The 19270-nt window shown below is 42.4% G+C and carries 14 protein-coding genes; all 14 read right to left on the bottom strand.

Annotated features, from left to right (window positions below; translation table 11 throughout):
- Positions 1 to 443: 443 nt before the first annotated feature.
- Complete coding sequence (locus tag MKY17_RS21430) at positions 444 to 3653, bottom strand: DEAD/DEAH box helicase (protein ID WP_339200614.1); 3210 nt, start codon at positions 3651 to 3653, stop codon at positions 444 to 446.
- Positions 3654 to 3824: 171 nt separating this feature from the next.
- The gene (locus tag MKY17_RS21435; RefSeq protein WP_098373616.1) at positions 3825 to 4055 is read right to left on the bottom strand and encodes a hypothetical protein; all 231 of its coding nucleotides are present in this window, start codon (positions 4053 to 4055) and stop codon (positions 3825 to 3827) included.
- A 27-nt stretch (positions 4056 to 4082) separates the two neighbouring features.
- Entirely contained in the window at positions 4083 to 5192 is a 1110-nt protein-coding gene (locus tag MKY17_RS21440) for a GerAB/ArcD/ProY family transporter (protein ID WP_339200617.1), read from the bottom strand.
- A 21-nt stretch (positions 5193 to 5213) separates the two neighbouring features.
- A complete protein-coding gene (locus MKY17_RS21445; protein WP_339200619.1) occupies positions 5214 to 6437 on the bottom strand; it encodes a Ger(x)C family spore germination protein in 1224 nt (407 codons plus the stop codon).
- Positions 6427 to 8067 carry a spore germination protein gene (locus tag MKY17_RS21450; protein WP_339200620.1) on the bottom strand — a complete coding sequence of 547 codons (1641 nt, stop codon included), beginning with the start codon at positions 8065 to 8067 and terminating at the stop codon, positions 6427 to 6429. The genes MKY17_RS21445 and MKY17_RS21450 overlap by 11 nt, the downstream gene beginning before the upstream one ends.
- A gap of 180 nt (positions 8068 to 8247) precedes the next feature.
- On the bottom strand, positions 8248 to 8859 hold the full coding sequence (locus MKY17_RS21455; protein ID WP_098373612.1) for a DedA family protein: 612 nt from the start codon (positions 8857 to 8859) through the stop codon (positions 8248 to 8250).
- 83 nt (positions 8860 to 8942) lie between these two features.
- The gene (locus MKY17_RS21460; RefSeq protein WP_339200622.1) at positions 8943 to 9593 is read right to left on the bottom strand and encodes a phosphatase PAP2 family protein; all 651 of its coding nucleotides are present in this window, start codon (positions 9591 to 9593) and stop codon (positions 8943 to 8945) included.
- Between the two features lie 299 nt (positions 9594 to 9892).
- Positions 9893 to 11131 carry a cytochrome P450 gene (locus tag MKY17_RS21465; protein ID WP_339202437.1) on the bottom strand — a complete coding sequence of 413 codons (1239 nt, stop codon included), beginning with the start codon at positions 11129 to 11131 and terminating at the stop codon, positions 9893 to 9895.
- Between the two features lie 525 nt (positions 11132 to 11656).
- Positions 11657 to 11839: a DUF4083 domain-containing protein gene (locus MKY17_RS21470; protein ID WP_230300783.1), complete on the bottom strand. Its 183-nt coding sequence runs from the start codon at positions 11837 to 11839 to the stop codon at positions 11657 to 11659.
- A gap of 123 nt (positions 11840 to 11962) precedes the next feature.
- Entirely contained in the window at positions 11963 to 12643 is a 681-nt protein-coding gene (locus tag MKY17_RS21475) for a DUF975 family protein (RefSeq protein ID WP_098373610.1), read from the bottom strand.
- 414 nt (positions 12644 to 13057) lie between these two features.
- On the bottom strand, positions 13058 to 14233 hold the full coding sequence (locus tag MKY17_RS21480; RefSeq protein ID WP_339200624.1) for a M20 family metallopeptidase: 1176 nt from the start codon (positions 14231 to 14233) through the stop codon (positions 13058 to 13060).
- 296 nt (positions 14234 to 14529) lie between these two features.
- Entirely contained in the window at positions 14530 to 16155 is a 1626-nt protein-coding gene (locus MKY17_RS21485) for an amidohydrolase (RefSeq protein WP_339200625.1), read from the bottom strand.
- A gap of 90 nt (positions 16156 to 16245) precedes the next feature.
- Entirely contained in the window at positions 16246 to 17580 is a 1335-nt protein-coding gene (gene brnQ / locus MKY17_RS21490; protein ID WP_339200626.1) for a branched-chain amino acid transport system II carrier protein, read from the bottom strand.
- Positions 17581 to 17827: 247 nt separating this feature from the next.
- The gene (locus MKY17_RS21495) at positions 17828 to 19192 is read right to left on the bottom strand and encodes a sigma 54-interacting transcriptional regulator (RefSeq protein WP_286177241.1); all 1365 of its coding nucleotides are present in this window, start codon (positions 19190 to 19192) and stop codon (positions 17828 to 17830) included.
- Positions 19193 to 19270: the final 78 nt, after the last annotated feature.

The raw sequence follows: 19270 nt of genomic DNA on the forward strand, positions 1-19270 counted from the left end.
CAAATCGATCAAATCGATCACAACGGCGTCTTCTATCACAAAAAAACATTCAAATCCCCTCCTTTTAACACTCTTACTATAAAATATGTTGGTATGAAAACAATGGATAGACAAGAGGCCATAAATCAAGAATATATAATCAAACAAAATAATTCTGGTGCCAATCGATTTTATTTCCCTATGCAAAAACCGCTTGTGCGGCAAAGGGATTTTGTTTTTCGTACTTCCGTTAAGATACATTATGTGAACACCATAAATTTTATTGTGTTTCTTGTTGAACTAACCTGCCCCGTTAGTTCATCAAGAAAATCAACAACATCCTTTAACAGAACCTTTAAAAAAAGAAAAAAAGCATTCCTCATTACAAAGAAATGCTCTATGACTAAACTATTCAATTCATAAATTGTTCCTGTCTACTGATTAGCGTAACCGTATTTCCCTCCTTATATCATCAGGATTTCCCTGATATCCTCTTCTGTAAGGGCAGTCGGCGACTTGCCCCCAGGGTCGATGATTTCTTCAATAAGGTGTTTCTTTTTCTCTTGAAGTTCATTCATTTTTTCTTCGATTGTGCCGCGGGCAATAAGTTTGATGACTTGAACCTCATTCTTCTGCCCCATTCGATGGGCACGGTCCGCTGCTTGTTCTTCAACTGCCGGATTCCACCAAAGGTCATATAGAATGACTGTATCGGCACCCGTCAGATTGAGACCCGTACCGCCCGCTTTCAATGAAATGAGGAATATATCCCGTTCTCCTGTATTAAACCGATTGCAGATTTCAACACGTTCCTTTGATGGAGTTTGTCCATCCAGGTAGAAAAAGGGTTGTCCTTTCATGGCCAAATCCCTGCCGATAATTTGAAGCATTTTTGTAAATTGTGAGAAAATCAGCACCCGTCTTCCAGAATGCTTCGATTCCTCGACAATTTGCATCAGTTGCTCATATTTTGCTGAACTGCCTTTGTATCCGTCCACAAACAAGGCGGGGTGACAGCATATTTGCCGAAGCCGGGTCAAGCCTGCGAGGATTCTGATCCGATTTTTCCGGAGGGTGTCCTTGTCCAGGTGCTTCAGCGTATCATGCCGTAGCTTCGCCAGATAGGCGCCGTACAGTTTCTTCTGATCAGGAAGCAGTTCCATCGATTCCAGCGACTCGATTTTTTCCGGTAGTTCCGCCAGTACGTCCTCTTTCATTCTCCGCAGCAAAAATGGACGGATCCTGCGGGAAATCTGCTTCCTTGAGAGGTTGCTGTACTCCTTTAACCCCATGAATAGTTCAGGGAATACGATGTGGAAAAGGGACCAGAGCTCTTCTAGTGAATTCTCGATGGGCGTACCAGTCAATGCGAAGCGATGTGCCGCTTTTATCTTCTTGGCCGCTCGTGCCGTTTGTGTCACTGGGTTCTTAAAGGCCTGAGCTTCATCGAAGAACACCGTATGGAAGTCCTCTTTTTCAAACGACGTGATGTCTTTCCGGAGCAATGGATAAGAGATGATCACTACATCCACGTCACCCACTTCCTTAAGCAGCTTCGTCCTTTCCGTCTTGTCGCCATCCACGATGACGGCTTGGATATCCGGAGCGAATTTAGTGAATTCACTCAGCCAATTGTAGGTCAATGATGATGGGCAGACAATAAGCGCCGGAACCCTCTTCTTACGGATGTCAGGTAGCTCGGATAAAATGAAGGTGATGCTTTGCAATGTTTTCCCCAGACCCATATCATCAGCAAGAATCCCGCCAAAACCGTATTGGGCAAGTATTTTCATCCATTTGTAGCCGTTTTTTTGATATTCGCGCAAGATCGGGGCCAGACTATTTGGCACCACGAACTCCAAGGCGCCCGGATTCCTGATGTTATCCAAAAACTGCCGGAAGGATTCTTCCATTGTGAATGTCTGGCTGTCATTAACGGAATCAAGGAGCTGCAGCCCTTTTACGACTGGCATGTTCAGCCTGCTTTCCCAGTCTTCATCCTGTACGGGCAGTGCATTTAGAAATCGATTGATTTCCTCGTATTCCCTTGTTTCAAGGGAAAGCAGCGATCCATTCCTTAAACGATAGTATTTCCTTTTTTCTTCAAGCGCTGCTAAGATTTCACGTATTTGTTTATCTGGGATATCATCCATTTCAAATTTGAATTCGAGCCAATTAGTACGTTCCTTTTTAATTTTCACCCTAATGCGCGGTGCAGCATTCCCACGGGAAATTCGGTTTCTTACAGCGGTCGTGGCATAGATTTGTACCAGCTTCTGGAGTTTCGGAACGATGTGGTACAAAAACTCATACTCCAACTCTTCGTTATGCAAGAAATAGCCGCCGTCCGTCTTGGCAAACTGGCTATCCTCCATCAGCTTTAGTATCTCCGCCTCCTTCTCTACATCCCTTATAACCTTGGATTCCTGTTTTTCCAAAGGGTTGATCACGATATTTTCATAATGGAACTCCAGCCCCGCAAGCAGCCTGTTTTTCACACGATCCAAGTATAGCTTCGCAACCAGCGGTGTCTTCAAAAACAATTCAGTGATGGATCTTGCTATATGGACTTCACCCAGTCTTTTCAAACCTGGTACCACTTTGTCCATGAATAATTCCAGCTGGTCATGATGGATTGGAATTTGATTCATCCCCGAATCCTCCATCATTTGCTTTAACTCTGAAAGGCGTTGGAAATCCTCATTTTCGAGCTGAACCAATTCCCCTTCAAATAGAACCAATGTGTATGCATTCATGACTATCATCTCGTGCAGCCTTTTAATATTCAGTTGATAACCTTTGACCTCGCTTTCGGTAAAGTCAAACTGTAAAGGAAGCGGTCCGTTTGATAAACGAAAGCCATTGAATGTAAGGCCACCATAGGCAAGCTTCACCGATGGAGCTACTTCAAGGATGGGGACAAGCCTTCGAAAAGAAGATGGAGGCAACAGTAATAAGTGATTGTCCAATGCATATTCAGATTTATCCGTCAGGGCGTCAACATAGACTTTTTCATCAGATATCACTGTAATGAGCTCCTGAAGCACGGAATCATTTTCATTCTGAAAACAATGCAGCACCGGGTCATATATAAATGAACGGGACACTTGGGCAGGATTTCCTTCTTTAACTCGCTTAAGGAAATCACGGACATTCGCCACATTGAAAGAACCGATTTTCATTTCCAGTCCTAACATATATCGATCCGTTCCCATCCATACTGGTTTACACGTAAATTCCGCTTCAAGCATCTTTCTTATTTCAAAGTGGCGCTGATGACCGCTTTTGCGTACAGGCTGATTATTGAAAAGGGTCAGCAAGCCTTCTGACAACTTCTTATTGGCTGAAGCATCAGTACTGTCTGCATATAGGCCCTCAGGGATCGTTCCATCTCGCTGATGGTCGTAAACCGACAGCAAGACAGCTGCAATATGCTGGCAATCCCTTTGGAAGGAAGCAAGCGTAGGACAGCTGCATTTCGTCTGAAATCCGCCGACAGCATCCACTTCAATCGTGACATGGAAGTCTTCCTTTCCTTTAACCGTTGCTTCACAACCATCAGGACGGTAACTTTCAAATGTCACTTTATTGGCACGATGAAAAGCTTCCCCTCTTTTGAAGGAGACGGCCCCGCACATGTCTTTTATGATTTTTTGATTTAATTTGATATCCAAATCGCCGTCCTCCTTCCGAGGTTTTTTTGTTGAGTGATTTTACATTCCGCTGAAAAATAAGCTCATTTTATCATCATACTATGAAATGGGTTTACGGGGTTGTAAAAAAGCAAAAAGACAAACTCCCATATTCGGAGTTCATCTCTATTTCAGCACCGGGAATTTGCGGCATCATTGTTGTCCTTTGGTGTTGCCTTTCTTTTTTTTCCGATAAAAGAAGCTGAACAAAAGGAATACAAGAAGAATGAGAAAAAGGATAAATTCAACGGGGTCCTTCACCAAAAATGGGTTAAAGGCGTGCTTCATTGAATTATCCAAATCAAATCCCAATAATATATCCATACCTAAAGTTATGACCACTAAAGGGGCTAGGATCAAAACTGTAATACCAAAGATTTTCATTTCTCATCAAATCCACCTTTTAGGAACTTATTTTGGTGCTTGTTTTCCTTTTTTTCGATTCTTAAAAAAGGCAATGATCAAGAGAAGCAATGGGATGATCACCTGAAATGGCAGATGGATGTAATGTGGTACGGCACCTAGCCCTTCATAGATATGTTCCGTATAGCTGCTTGATATAATGATCGAAATCAATAAAATGATCATGCCAACAGGGTAAGCAAGTCTGGAGGGCTGTTTAACATTGAAAACATTCGCCGTACCCGATACCGCTACATAAGTAAATACACTTATCTTAATGAACCCGCCAATCATCAATAAAAACAAGAAGTACACATCGAGACGTTCAAGAAAGCCAGCGACCTCTATGGACTGAATGAGGGTAAGAAGAGGGTATTGCGATCGTGTTGTAAGGTCCACACCTAGTACAGCAATATTCACGGCCATTATTACCGCGAGAAAAATACCGCTTGTCGCCAAGCCCCCCATTCCAATTTTTTTCAATCGCTGAGGTTCTTTCAAATAAGGAAAAATCATTAAAAACACTATGACCTCGCCAAAAGGAAAGAATACGGTTTTAGTGAAACCCATTTTCAACATCTCTGTCCCGCTGATTTCAAAAATGGGTTTTAAGTTGTTTAAATGGATCATGCCTGAAGTAATAATTAGAAGCATGAAGGTCATTAAAAGTAAATTCTCCAAGACAAAGAATAGTTCACCCGTCCTCGCCAATACTTCTATCCCCTTACGGACCGTAAACACCACGACTAAAATGAATACAGCGTTCGCAAAAAATAACGGAATATGAGGATAGGCAAAAGTAAGCAGTGTATCTCCGAAATCCCTCAGCACCCTTGCAGAAAGATAGATGAAATAAAGGATATATAGAAAAGCTACGATATTGCCTAGAAAATTCCCCAATATCTGTTTTACAAACTCTGTTAACAGCTGATCAGGGTAGTATTGAAAAAGGCCATAATAAATGAAAAATAATAAAAATCCGCCTATCATCGCAATAAGGATGACTAGCCAAGCAGCCTGCTTGGCTTCACCTGCAAGCGGAACCAAAAGTGCACTGCCCATTTCAAACAGGAAAATAAGGACGAACAGCTGGTAACCGCTGATTTTTGCCTTTTCCATGAGGATGCCACTTCCTTTCCATTATTGATCATTCTTTTTTATATTCGAAAGATACGGCTTATTACGTAATCCAGTACGGCGAATGAAAGTCTCTGCCTGCACATCTACTTCCAGTTCAGGAAAAGAAACATCGTCCCAGTTTTTTTCGATTTTCTTCCATTCTTTAGGATGGTTTTCGTGCATGATTTCACCAAAGCCAAAAATATCGGCTTTATTTTTTTGTGCCCGAACGACCGCATCTTCCATCTCCTTCTTTAATTTCTTGGTTAACTTCTTTTCAATATCTATCAAAACATGCGTATCGGTTAGATTCAAAGGAACATTCACCTCCCGGATATCTCCTTCTGCACGGACCTTTATAAATACCTTAGGTTTTCCATTTTCCATTTTTATCGAAACGTTGGTTTTTTGACGAATCACCTGATAGGTGACTGCGTCTTTTTTACCCTCCCAATCAAGGTTTAAATGGGTACTTACGATCCTATCCAATACCCACATTGACCCTATTGCCTTATTGCCATCCAGCCAGTCAATCAATTTTCCATCTTTAAAAACACCTATCCCTGCTGCATTAGGGTTTGCCTTAATATCCGAGGACATGGTATTCTCCATTTTATCTTCTTTACCTGTGTTTCCTTTCACGGTAAAACCACTTATTATCGGTTCTTTCCCGGTACTAAGCAGATTCTTGATCGTTTCTTGGAGATTAATGCTAATATTTCCCCCCTGAATTTTTTCAGTGGTTTCAATCGTCTTAATGACTTTCTCAGCAGATACCTTATCGATTGCAGTTAACGCTTCGACAATATCCCTTGCTTTCACACCCCGGGCAATCACGATCCTCGTAGTTGCCCTGAATTCCGGTGAGCGCTCAAATGCGTCGAAAATATCGTTGAGGCCCTCTTCTTTTGCTAGTTCCTCACCTATGACAATCAGGTTGGCATGGGCAAAATACATATCCCGCGAGATTTTAGTTGAAGCGATACTATCCAGTTCAAGCACATTATCGCCGGTGGCCCTATAAATGGATATCGGTGGATTTGTTCCGCCGCCGCCCTGAAGAGCTCCCGCTACATTGCTTGGATTAATGATTTGGAAAGTTCCCACTAGCTTTCCTTCTTTATTTCTATCGAGTCCAATTGCCGAGACGATGGCCATTTCGTTTAACTCTGTTTTATCCCAACAGCCGGAGGTGAATGTAGTAGAGATCAACATCAAGAACAGAATTAGCTTTTTACGACTCATTGCCTTCACCTTTTTTCTCGTCAGAAGTTTTCATTCCACGCGATTCAGGAGGCAGAGGTCTTTGATTATCGCCTTCCCTTATCAGGTTATTTTCGTTGGATAATAATTTTGGCCTTTCCTTGAACGCCCACATAGGTCTTCTGAAAAATGTGTCGCCTAACCCTTCCGGATTCAGAGGGGCGAGCGGTGTCATATAAGGAACTCCAAGTGAACGCAGGCTGCATAAATGGACAATAAGGATGAAAAAGGCTAAAATCATCCCATAAAAGCCTAAAGTGCCGGCACAAATGATGAATCCGAACCGCACAATGCGGGCAGAAATCGCTATGGAATAAGAAGGGGTTGCAAAACTGGCAATCGCCGTGATCGAGACGATGATGACCATTGCCGGCGATACGATACCAGCCTGGACAGCCGCCTGCCCGATGACCAATGCTCCGACAATGGACATGGTCGAACCAACAGCCTTTGGCATCCGAAGGCTTGCTTCCCGTAATATTTCAAAGGTCATTTCCATGAGAAGCGCTTCAATGACGGCAGGCAAAGGAACCGTTTCCCTTTGGGCCGCTACGATGACCAGCAACTTCGTTGGGATCATTTCCTGATGAAAAGTCGTGGCTGCAACATAGACAGCCGGTCCGACTATAGAAATAATGAAAACGATGATCCGTAAAAAACGTGTGGCTGAAGCAATGTCGAAGCGATTATAGTAGTCTTCGACAGATTGGAAAAACTGTACGAATATTGCCGGGGCCACCAAGACGAAAGGCGTTCCATTAACGAATATCGCCACTCTTCCTTCCAGAAGATTTCCTGCGACCATATCCGGTCTTTCTGTATGGTTAAGGGTCGGGAATGGGGTCATGACCTGGTCTTCTATCAATTGTTCAATATATCCTGATTCAAGAATGCTATCGATGTTAATTCGATTTAAGCGCTTCTTGACCTCCTCGACGATCCCTTCTTTGACAATTCCATTTATATACATGATGGAAACGTCCGTTTTTGTCACCGTGCCAATTTTCATCGACTCTATCCATAAATCCGGGGTATTGATGATCCGGCGTAACATGGCGATGTTCGTTCCATTCGATTCCGTAAACCCTTCTCTTGATCCCCGGACAGTCAAATGCGTGCTTGGCTCCTGAATCGAGCGCTTTTCTCCTCCTCTTGTACTGGCAACCAGGGCGGTGTTTATACCATCAACAAAAATGATGCTGTCCCCTGATAATAATGACAAAAACAATTTTTCCCAATCCTTGACGGTTTCTACACCACCGAGCGAAATCACGTCTTCAGAGATTATATCCAATGCTTCTTGTGGAAGCATTTTTTCTGATAGATGAGGATTTTTCATGATTGACTCAATTAAAAAGTCCGTAACGCTTGGATTATCAATCAGGCCTTGCACATACAAGATAGTTGTTTTCATCTCCGGATTTTGACCGATTTTCAGCGTTCGGATAATGATGTCCGGACTGTTTCCCGTCTTTTTCTTCACGATTTCCAGATTGGCAGAAATGGAACTTTCAATATAATCAGGCGTTTTGCTTTTGGATTGATTTTCATCTTCCTTTTTCTTTTCACGTTGTTGCTTAACTTGTCTCTTTTGTTTGAAAAAAGAAGCCATAGCACCGAACCTCATTCCTTTTTCGTTTCACTCATTTTGTCCAAAGCACTCCCCCTTTATTCCGAGTTCAGCCGTCTCCCTTCCATAAGAAAAAGGCTGTCGCAATGACAGCCTTTGGTGTTCATTTTCGGTTATGTAATGAAAGTGCCGTCTCAAACGGCCCAATCAACTAAACTGAAATTATACTTTGCCTTTATTCCTTCTAAAAATCAAAACAACGAAAATAATGAATAGCAAGGCCAATATCGCATAAACGATGTTGGAATAAATGTCCATATACCCTACAATATCTTCCCACGAAGATCCAACAGCTGCCCCGATATTCACTAAGATGATGTTCCAAATTAATGTTCCGGATGTTGTGTAAAGCAGAAAGAGCCAAAAGCTCATATGGGACATGCCTGCCGGAATCGAGATCAGGCTTCTGATCAGCGGAACCAGTCTGCAGAAAAACACGGTCCATGACCCGTACTTGTCAAACCATGAATTCGCCTTGTGGACGTCCGATACCGTTAACCTAAGAATATGGCCCCACCTTTCCACGAACTTTTCAATGACCTTCACATCAAGAAGTAAACCAATTCCATAAAGGACGACTGCCCCTGCCACTGACCCTATAGTCGATGCGATCACGACGCCCATAATCGTCATATTCGCTGTTGTCGTCATGAAACCGCCAAAAGTAAGAATGACCTCAGACGGGATCGGCGGGAAAATATTTTCCAATGCTATTAATAGAAAGATTCCCATATACCCAAAATCATTCATGAATTCCGTAATCCAGTTTTCCATTTAATACGCTCCTAACTTTCTTGAATCAACAGCTGGCTTGTTACCTGCCGGCTGCTTATCTTGCAATAATCTTGTTCTCTTTATTAACGATCTTTGTTCTTCCGCCGGTCTTGATACCTTTGGAAAAACCAAATGGAAATCGCAATCCAACAACCACCCGCCAAATATCCGGCAATGATATCACTAGGATAATGGACCCCTAAATATATTCGGCTTATACCGATCGAGAGGATCATCATCATGCTGAACAGAATCAATAGAATCCTTGCCCACCTAGCCGTAATGTGACGCCATAGCAGAAACGTGAGAATTCCGTATAATGAGAATGCATTCATGGCATGTCCACTAGGGAAACTGTACCCCCCTATTTCAATGAGCCGATGTAAATCGGGACGGGCGCGTTGAAAGAATAGCTTAACCATCAAATTGAGAAGAGGTGAACCAACCATGACTGCAGTGAATAGGACTAGTTCCAGACGATGCTTCAAAACTCTATATAAGAAAAACAAAATGACCAAGGAAAGGATGAATATGGAACCGGTTGAACCTATATAGGTAAAGAACTTCATGATGTCCGTCAGAAGGGGAGATTCAAATCCTTGCACCAAGGAAATCACATCTTCATCAAATTTCAGGTATTCATTTGCACTTATGGTAAATGCCATGAAACTGAACCCGATTAAAGAAAATACACTTATTATAAAGGCAATGGTTAATTGCTGCTTTAATTTCATAATAACATCCTCTCACTTTTTAAAACCGTTTCATATGGAACTTTCTATTTTATCTATCTTCTTCATTGCATGGTGCATGTAAATGCTTGATCGCCAGCCAACCTAATTCGGGGAACATGCCTGGGCACAAAATTTGCTACTTTATCATATTACTCTATTCGTCATTGTCACCTCAACTTCAGGTAACTATAAGATTTCCTGTCGAACGTTTCAGGAAGTGGCAGGGACATGTATGCAATGCCTCCCTACTAAAAAGAAAAAAACCTTATGCAGGTTAGTGCACAAGGTTTTTTCGTTTTTTAAACTGTAGGGAACGCCCTAAGCGGTAGTGATGTCAAAGTTTGCCCGGTTGCTGAATCGGTAAGATTCTCTTCTAACTGGAATGATGGCACCGCTTCAATATGCTTGAATTTCTTCAGGAATGTAGTTAGCGCAATCTTTGCTTCCAGTCTGGCTAGCGGCGCTCCCAGGCAGAAATGAGGGCCATTTCCGAAGGTAAGGTGTTTCTTATTATTAGGGCGGTGGATATTAAGGGTGAAAGGATCTTCAAACATCTCTTCGTCCAAGTTAGCTGCGCTCATCCAAACAACCACGTTATCGCCTTCTTTCAATTCCACTCCCAATAGATCGTTATCTTCCTTTACGGTGCGATCCAATTTAATAAGATTGAATCGGAAACGGAGCATTTCTTCGACCGCCTGCGGAACCAGATCCAGGTTTTCATGTAACTCTTGATAAACCTCTTTGTCATCATATAGCAAGGAATAAAAGCTATTGGCCAGTAAATGACTTGTTGTCTCGACCCCCGCTCCTAAAATCAGCATGGTCGTCCGGACAACCTCATCATCCGTAAACATTTCCCCATCCACTTCTGACTTCAATAGATCTGAGATGATATCATCTGCCGGGTTTAATCGTTTTTGCACTACAATCGGATACAAATACTGATAGTATTCTTTTGCTGCCACTTGCTTCAATTCATTTACTTCTTCTTGTTTTTCTTTATCAAACGGAAGGAATAAGATATCCACCCATTTCCTAAACAATAAACGATCTTTTGAGGGAACGCCCATCAAATCCGACATGACAATGATCGGAAGCGGACTCGCCAATGATTGCACAATATCGATTTCCGTGTCCTCATCCATTTCTCCGATCAATTCATCTGCAATTTCCTGAATGCGAGGTTCCCAGTTTTGAAGACTTCTAGGTGTGAATGCTGCGGCAAGCAGTGAACGGCGTTTTCTATGCTCAGGTGGATCAGCTTCAGTGATTTGGATCTTTTCAGGCACAGAACCTTCATCACTATCCGTTCCAACCGATATGGTAGTCCGTTTCCGAACACTTGAAAAATATTTATAATCACTGAGAACCCGCTTCACATCTTCATATTTAAAAACATTCCACGTATCCGTTCCTTCGTGATAACTCACGGGGTCATTTTCTAGCATCCGTTTGCACCAAGCGTACGGACTAAATTCCTCCGTCCGTGTTTTAAACCTAGTAATTTCTTTTACTGCAATAACTTCTTTCATGATACCGACTCCTCCCACTTCTCAAAAGTTACCTAACAAAAGGATCGAATGTTCAGCATTCTCCATCTCCGTCGATTTGTTATAGGGTCGAGCATTCCTGATAGAGTTTTTCACCGAATCCTTAAATACACATCTATTCCATTATAGGGTAAAAATCCGCAACAAACCATGCATCTTCCATACCAGCAGCCGTACATGAAATTTGCACCACTATCCCAACACCCCTATGTAAAACTGCTTATTTTTTACAATTTACTTTCTTTTTCTATTTTTTTATGTCTCTCAATTGATGCTCAAAATCCAATCCTCTTTTTCAAATTCGGAGACAGTGCTTTTACTAAGTTATTTCAATATAGATTATTTTTATAATTTCCTGAGTTTGAACCGGAATGCCTCCACTGCATAGAGAACGGCTGCACATACAGCCGTCCAGTTTGTTAAACCCTAACTGGATTGTTTTTCAAATAAAAAAACTGCAGGCAAACTCGCTTTTCTTCGAGTTTGCCTGCAGTCTGAACGATGCTGCCGTCAATTTTTGCCCCTTTTAATCAGTTCATGTAAATCATCCATTTTCTTTTCCATGATATCCAGTCTGGTTTTACGTTGCTTCATGGAACGGAAAAGGGATACGGTCCCAACGATGATCAGGATTAGAAATACAAGGCAAAACAATTGGTATATCATATCCGCAATATTAAAACCACTACTCACTATGTAATCCCCCTAAATGGCATTCTCAATATTCTATTATACACCAGGAAAAATGAACAATTTAACCTTTTTAAGGAGAATCGGGAATAAAAAACCGATAGCCATTTGCTATCGGTTGATCTTTTATCCCTCTATTTGTTGATCGTCGTCAATATCTTCTTGAGGCACAATTAATTCGTTATAGAATGCAGCAGTTGTTGTTCCTGCATAAGGAATCAACCATAGTAAACCAATTCCCAGCGTGAACATGCAAAGGATGCCCCACCCGATGAAGCTTAGGTGCATAAGGAAATACTTCCATTTCAAGCCCTTCATTCTTTTTCTGCTCTCTGTAATGGCTTCAAGCACCGTGTATTCAGGATGATCCTTCAATAAGAAAAACTGCTGCGAATAAGCGATAGCCTTGATGATACCCGGAATGATTAATAATAATGACCATAAAAAAATGAAAATTGCTTGTAAGATGGATGCCCCAATAAGCTTGAAAGAGGTTTTTCCATCTTTATAGATAGCGAATACTTCTGGAATATCAGGGTTTTCTTCCCTAACCAAATTCAGGTAGAACCAAGTGGTTGAAATGGTAAGCGGGATTAGGGCAATGGAAAAGACCATGCTGAAGATATCAGTCCATAATGGTGTTTCTTCCTGCATGAGCCATTGTGAAAACCCACCGCTTCCGATCACTTCGACAATTAAAGGTAAAATGAGGTTGATCAAGAACAAGAGCAACATAAGCGAAACAGTTACTCCCCATTTACCTCCCAACGACTGAAGGGCTTTCCTCTTTAATTCTGAGATTCTCATACTCTGATTTAACTCCCCTTTTTTAAACGGCAGAATTCTGAATGTTCCTTTATTGTAAATTTGGATAGATTCAGAAAAACCACTATTTATTTGATGTCTAAATCTCATAATATTTCTAGTCGCGGGCTTAAATTCCTAGAAAGCTCACACGGATAGAGTCAAGCGGTTGAACCGGTTTCGAGCAACCATGATCAACTCCTTTCTTGCCCTTGGTCTACTGGCTTGTTTGTTCCATAACAGTTTATGAAGGGGAATATGGCAATATGCCCTTCCAAATTAAAATACCTTCGCGAAACCATACCCTGTTAGGAGGGTGTACGGTCAGCGAAGGCGCTTGTATTTATCGTTAAAAGTACTTTCGTTAATCTAGTTCTATTTTCCTTCTCCCAGATAGACCTGGCCACTCATTTAATACTAACCTAAAATTTTCCGAACAGCATGGATAAAAATGTTAACACCGTACTCCATGGCATCTTCGTCAAAAGTAAAACGCGGATGATGGTGGGGATAGGTGATTCCCTTTTCCTTATTCCCGGCTCCTATCAAGAAATAATTGCTAGGTGCTTTCTGTTGGAAAGCCGAAAAGTCCTCAGCCCCCATCGTCGGTTTTTGATGGTCGACAGAATGTTCTCCATAAACTTCACGGACAGTTTCTTCAATGAGCCTGGTGACTTCATTGTCATTTATGACTGGCCGATATCCAGTTAGATAGTTAAATTCATAAGAGGCACCATGTGCTTCCGTAATGCCTTTGATTACCCTTTCCATAAGAATTGGCATGGATTCCCGGAATTTCAAATCAAAACTTCGAACCGTCCCGCTAATCTCTACGGAGTTTGCAATGACATTGGCCGCTTCCCCTCCAACGAACTTTCCGATGGAGAGAACCAAGTTGTCCAACGGATCTGTATTGCGGGACACGATATATTGAAGATTCGTAACGACCTGGGCACCGATCGCGATGCTGTCAATCGTTTCATGAGGTGCAGAACCATGGCCTCCCTTTCCTTTGATGGTCAGAAAGAAACCATCCGGCGCAGCCATCATCGGGCCATACACGATGCCAACTTTCCCGACTTCAAAGGTGGACATGAGGTGGGCACCAATCACGATATCCACACCTTCCATAACACCTGCATCTACCATTTCCTGCGCTCCCCCAGGAAAATACTCTTCGGCATGCTGAAAAAAGAAGCGGACTTCACCTTTCAGGCTATCTTTCATTCCGGAAAGGATTTTCGCCGTACCAAGAAGCATCGCCGTATGACCATCATGACCGCAAGCATGCATGACACCTGGTGTTTTGGATTTAAAATCGAAAGAGTTCTCTTCATCAATCGGCAGCGCATCCATATCTGCACGGATGCCTAATGTTTTTCCAGGCTGTGTACCAATCAAGCGGGCCATCACACTGTATTTTGTCGGACGTGTAACTTCAAGGTTTCCAAATGACAACAGGGTTTCGTATACGAATTGCGATGTCTTCTCTTCTTGATAAGATAATTCCGGATGCTGGTGAAAATGACGTCGCCAAGCAATCACATCTTCTCTTACACTTTTTATTTCCGGATATAACTTCAAACTTTGCATGACCATTTCCTCCTCAAATATGAACTATAAGATCTATCCATCCAGTAAATCAGCAAGTTGTGTGCCAATTATTAATTTCCTGCAATTAACCTTCCCGCTCCTTGAAAAATAGGATTTCAGCAAACCCTTTGCGCCTCATACACTCAAACCGCAACATCGATTCCAGGCTTCCTCGCATGGAAGTGTAAAAAATTTTACCCTCTAGCGTAAAATTTTTTTTACTACTATTGAACATCCGTACCAAGAAAGTGAAAGGGACGAAAAGGAAACCTGCCCCCTTTTCGTCCCTATTTCTTCTATTTAGTTATCGTCTTTTCTTTTTGATAAACCAAAGAACCGCCCATATAGGTTTCTTCCACTGTAATCCTATCGATTTCCTCCGGTCTGATCGCCAAAATATCTTGGTCGAGCACAATGAAATCTGCATGATAGCCCGGAGTGAGCTGGCCGACATCCGGGATTCTCGTTATCTCCTGAGCTGCCCGCGTGTATAGTGTAATCGCAGTAGGCACATCTACACGCTGATCCTGACCTGTGTCCGTACCGTCATAGGCAACACGAGTTACGGCTGCCTTGATTCCAACGAACGGATTGACCGGATCGACCCATGCCGTTGCAGGTGCATCTGAAGAGAATGCCAGTTTAATGCCTGCTTCTAACATGGATTGGATGGGGTAGGTTCGCCTTGTGCGATCTGCACCCAGATTATTAAGGTAGCTTTCGATTTCGGCATATAAGAAGATTGGTTGGGGAACAAATGCGATACCCGTTTCAGCTGCCCGCTGAAGTGCTTGCTTTGTAGGCATGGCTGCATGTTCGATCCTTATCGATGGACCATCCGCGACCCATCCCGTTTTTCCGTAAAAGGTATTCACGATCAAATCGATCGCTTGCTCCCCCATTGCATGTATGACCAATTGAATATTGTTTTTCCTGGCTGCTTCAGCTGCACTTAACAACTCTGCCTCAGATGTCATCTGTATGCCATGGTTCTTTTCTTCCCCTAAAAATGGCGGATAGACCCACGCCGTTTGTCCCGACACACTGCCATCCGAGAATAACTTAACCCCACCTATATGATTCTGGCTTTCTCTGTTTGTTTTACCCTTATCTAGGAACATATCATTCTTCATATCTTCCCAAATATAGTATAAAACTGTACGTTGCTTTAGGCCCTTTTCGCTTGCTGCCCTATACATATCCAAGTAATCGATCGGCTGGGTCCTTGCCAGGAGTTCAGTGATTGCAGTGATCCCATGCGATAATAATTTGGGACTCAGTTCGGCAAGAGCATCTGTTTCTTCTTCAAATGTTTGAACCGGCATCACTTTATTGACCAATTCTTTTGCATTTTCCCGTAATATCCCTGTCGGCTCCCCTTCTGAATCCCTGTCAATCTCCCCCCCTGCTGGATTTGGCGTATCCTTCGTGATCCCGGCCAATTCCAATGCCTTGCTGTTGACGACGATAATATGGCCGCAGGTCCGGGTTATGACAACAGGGACGTCCGTTGTCGCCCTATCCAAATCGTAGCGTGAAGGGGACCGTCCTTCGGTCAATTTCCCTTCATCATATCCCCAGCTTTCAATCCAATCGCCTGAATTATGGGATTTACACTGTTCATGAACAGCCTTGATCAAATCCTCAATCGATTCAACGACAGGGGGCATACATGGAATTTGCTTGGCTGCCTTAGCTAAAAATAGCGGATGCAGATGTGCATCAATTAGTCCGGGAAGTACCCGCCGCCCTAGAAGATCGATCCGTTCCCCATTCATTCCATCTGTCTCTGACTGTTCTCCAACCCACTCGATGCGCCCATTACGAACAACCATGGCACTCGCATAAGGTTGTTTCGGATTCACTGTAAATATTTTTCCATTTATATAAATAAAATTCATATTTCGTTTATTCGCATTCATACTTTCCCTCTCCTTAATAAGTAAAATCAAATGATGAAAGCTTAACCCTCCATTTATTTCCACACTTAAACTTATGCCGTTTCACAACTTTTAAGATGAATGGTTTTCGCCATTCATGGGGCTTGAAGGAATTTCCTGAGCCTGTTTTCCGTGGATGAACGTTCCCGCCACGAATCCCAGTACTGCCGGAATGAGCCAGGCAAACCCATACGAACTGAATGGAATGATGGAAATGAAATCATTTATGAATCCCATATGGATGCCTATGCTTTCCAATGTTTCGCATAAACTGATGATGAAAGTGGCCAGGACCGCCCCCTTATAGGCTCCCGCGTTTGGTATGTATCTGCGGAAAACGCCAAGTAAGACAAGCACAATCGAAACAGGGTAAATTCCCATGAATAACGGTACGGAGTAGTCAATGATCTTTTCGACACCCATTAGCCCCATCAACACTCCAGTGGCACAAACGACGATCACCCAATTGCGGTAACTCACTTTTTGCTTCGTCAACCCGCTAAGGAAGTCTGCTATCGAAGCAGTTATTCCAATCGAGGTGGTAAGGCACGCTAATGAAACTGCTATAGCCAATGCAATCGTGCCGTAATCACCAAGCAGATTATAAACCAGGCCCGTCACCAGCTGCGCACTTTCCATATCCTCCGGGAATAACCCGCTTCCTGTAGCACCGATATACAGAAGCCCTCCGTATATGATGAGCAACCCAAAACCAGCCACTATGGTTCCATTCAGGACCACTTTCTTCATTTTGGAATGTTCCTCATATCCTTTTGCTGCAATCGAGCCAATGAAAACCGAGGCACAAAGAAGGCCCGTGAACACGTCACCCGTCTGATAAGCGCTAAAAAAGGAGTGGCCAAACGGATTTTGAATTTTCGTATTTACAGGCGCCCCCAATGGGTCGAAAGTGCCTTTGATGACGATAAAAAGAAGAATCGCGAACAGAGCAGGCGTTAGCACTTGTCCGACTTTATCAATGAGATTGGATCGATCGCTGGCAAAATAAAAATTCAATCCAAAGAAAACGAGCATCGTCACGAAAGATGGTACATTCGGGAACAATGTATGAACCCCCATCTCATGGGTCGTAGCGGCCGTCCGGGGTACAGTGACGAGCATCGCAATCCCTATCATGACGACCAGATTGAATACCTTATAAAACCAGGGGCTTATCGGCCTTGTCAGTTCTTCAAATTTCCCTTTTGAATTCAGTACCGCCACAACTCCCAGTATAGGGAGTACGATTCCCGTAAGAATGAAGCCAACTAGCGCCACAGGCCAATCCGACCCTGATACAAGTCCGATCGACGGAGGGAAAATCAGGTTGCCAGCCCCAAAAAATACGGCAAATAAAGCAAAACCAAAAATAAGGCTGTCACGTACTTTTTTCTTGTTTGTATTCATCCATTCACCTCTATTTTTTTATCACTCAATGAAACATCTTTTAATACGCCTATCCTACTATTAAGTATTAAGCAAATTCCGTGCCAATCTTAATAATATTTTAATATTTTTTATCCATACTAACCTATGACGCTACATACAAGGCAAAAAGGGCCACGATTCTATTTAGCGTATAGAATCTTGACCCTTTGATTATCCAAATCCATTTAGAAGTGGTGAAATTTTTCCCCCTAGCGTAAAAAAAATTTTACCGTAATTTATGTTTTTCCATTTTATATTTCAATAATTGTTTGGAGATGCCAAGCTGTCTGGCAGATTCCGCAATTTTACCGTTCGTATTTTTCAATTGACGCACAATGATCTCTTTTTCATATTGCTGAACCGCATCTTTTAAGGATTCCACATTAAGATTGTTGTCTTCAGTCATTGGAGATTCCGTATAATCTCTGATTCTTCCAGGAATATCATCAAGGGTGATTCTACTGGACTGGACATGATTATATGCCGTCTCGACCGCATTTTTCAATTCCCTGATATTCCCTGGCCATGGATATCTTTTGAAGCATTGGAGTACTTCATCCTGAACACCGTCTATATATATATTCATCGTATTGTTGTAAAAATTCAGATAATGATCAACAAGGACTTCTATATCCTCTTTTCTTTCCATCAAACTTGGCAAGTCAATCTGCACGACACCAATTCTATAGAATAAATCTTCCCGCAGCCGTTTCTCAGCCAGTAAAATATCCGGTACCTCATTCGTTGCTGAAATCACCCTAATGTCCAAGCGGATATTTTTCTTTCCGCCCAGTCTCCTGATCGTTTTCTCTTCTATCGCCTTCAGAAGCTTCACCTGAAGATCAATATCCAAGGAATTGATTTCATCCAGAAATAAAGTTCCGCCTTCGGCCTGTTCGAATAGACCCGGCATATCTTCCGACCCAGTGAAGCTCCCTTTATTCGTACCAAACAAAGTGCTTTCCCATAAACTTGCAGGAACCGCACTGCAGTTAAGTGAAATGAAGGGCTTTCCAAATCGATCGCTTAAATTATGGATCGCCTGGGCGATAAGTTCTTTCCCTGTGCCCGTTTCCCCAACGATCAACACATTTGAGGTCGTTAGCGCAATCCTTCCAAGTTTATCTTTAATGCTTTCCATTTTAGGGTTAACCGTGATTATATCATCGACCGTATAAACGGTATTATTTCTCCTGAAGATTTTATGGCTCGAATATTTGTCCAAATGTTGGATGGCATCTTTGGAAAAGAATCGCTTAGAGAATTCCACGGCCCCAATGATTTTACCGTTTTCGGCTATCGGAAATGTGGAATTGATCGTTTCGATGACCTCTCCCGTTTTGGTAATCATCTCTTGTTTTATATTACATAACGGTTTTCCCGTCCTTAACACATTCATGAGCGTACTATTTTCGTTCGTGATGTTTTTATAAAAGGAAGTGACACTCTTCCCCATGAATTCTTCCGGCCTTATCCCAAGCTCTTTAAGGACATTTAAATCTGCCATATCATAAAAAATGATCATCCCTTTATCATCTACGACCAAAACATTATCAAAATCGGTTAATCGCCTGAATATATCCACATCCATATTCACCCTTCGAGCCTCCTCTCAACTTTACATATTCAACCCAAGACAATTCCCGCAGATCGGTTCATTCACTTTGTA

It is taken from the genome of Peribacillus sp. FSL P2-0133, from assembly GCF_037975445.1.
GTDB lineage: Bacteria > Bacillota > Bacilli > Bacillales > DSM-1321 > Peribacillus > Peribacillus simplex_E.

Coding starts and splice junctions, on each gene's coding strand:
- MKY17_RS21435 (WP_098373616.1), bottom strand. CDS start 4,055: ATGAAAATCTTTGGTATTACAGTTTTGATCCTAGCCCCTTTAGTGGTC.
- MKY17_RS21440 (WP_339200617.1), bottom strand. CDS start 5,192: ATGGAAAAGGCAAAAATCAGCGGTTACCAGCTGTTCGTCCTTATTTTC.
- MKY17_RS21445 (WP_339200619.1), bottom strand. CDS start 6,437: ATGAGTCGTAAAAAGCTAATTCTGTTCTTGATGTTGATCTCTACTACA.
- MKY17_RS21450 (WP_339200620.1), bottom strand. CDS start 8,067: ATGGCTTCTTTTTTCAAACAAAAGAGACAAGTTAAGCAACAACGTGAA.
- MKY17_RS21455 (WP_098373612.1), bottom strand. CDS start 8,859: ATGGAAAACTGGATTACGGAATTCATGAATGATTTTGGGTATATGGGA.
- MKY17_RS21460 (WP_339200622.1), bottom strand. CDS start 9,593: ATGAAATTAAAGCAGCAATTAACCATTGCCTTTATAATAAGTGTATTT.
- MKY17_RS21475 (WP_098373610.1), bottom strand. CDS start 12,643: ATGAGAATCTCAGAATTAAAGAGGAAAGCCCTTCAGTCGTTGGGAGGT.
- MKY17_RS21480 (WP_339200624.1), bottom strand. CDS start 14,233: ATGCAAAGTTTGAAGTTATATCCGGAAATAAAAAGTGTAAGAGAAGAT.
- MKY17_RS21485 (WP_339200625.1), bottom strand. CDS start 16,155: ATGAATGCGAATAAACGAAATATGAATTTTATTTATATAAATGGAAAA.
- brnQ (WP_339200626.1), bottom strand. CDS start 17,580: ATGAATACAAACAAGAAAAAAGTACGTGACAGCCTTATTTTTGGTTTT.
- MKY17_RS21495 (WP_286177241.1), bottom strand. CDS start 19,192: ATGGATGTGGATATATTCAGGCGATTAACCGATTTTGATAATGTTTTG.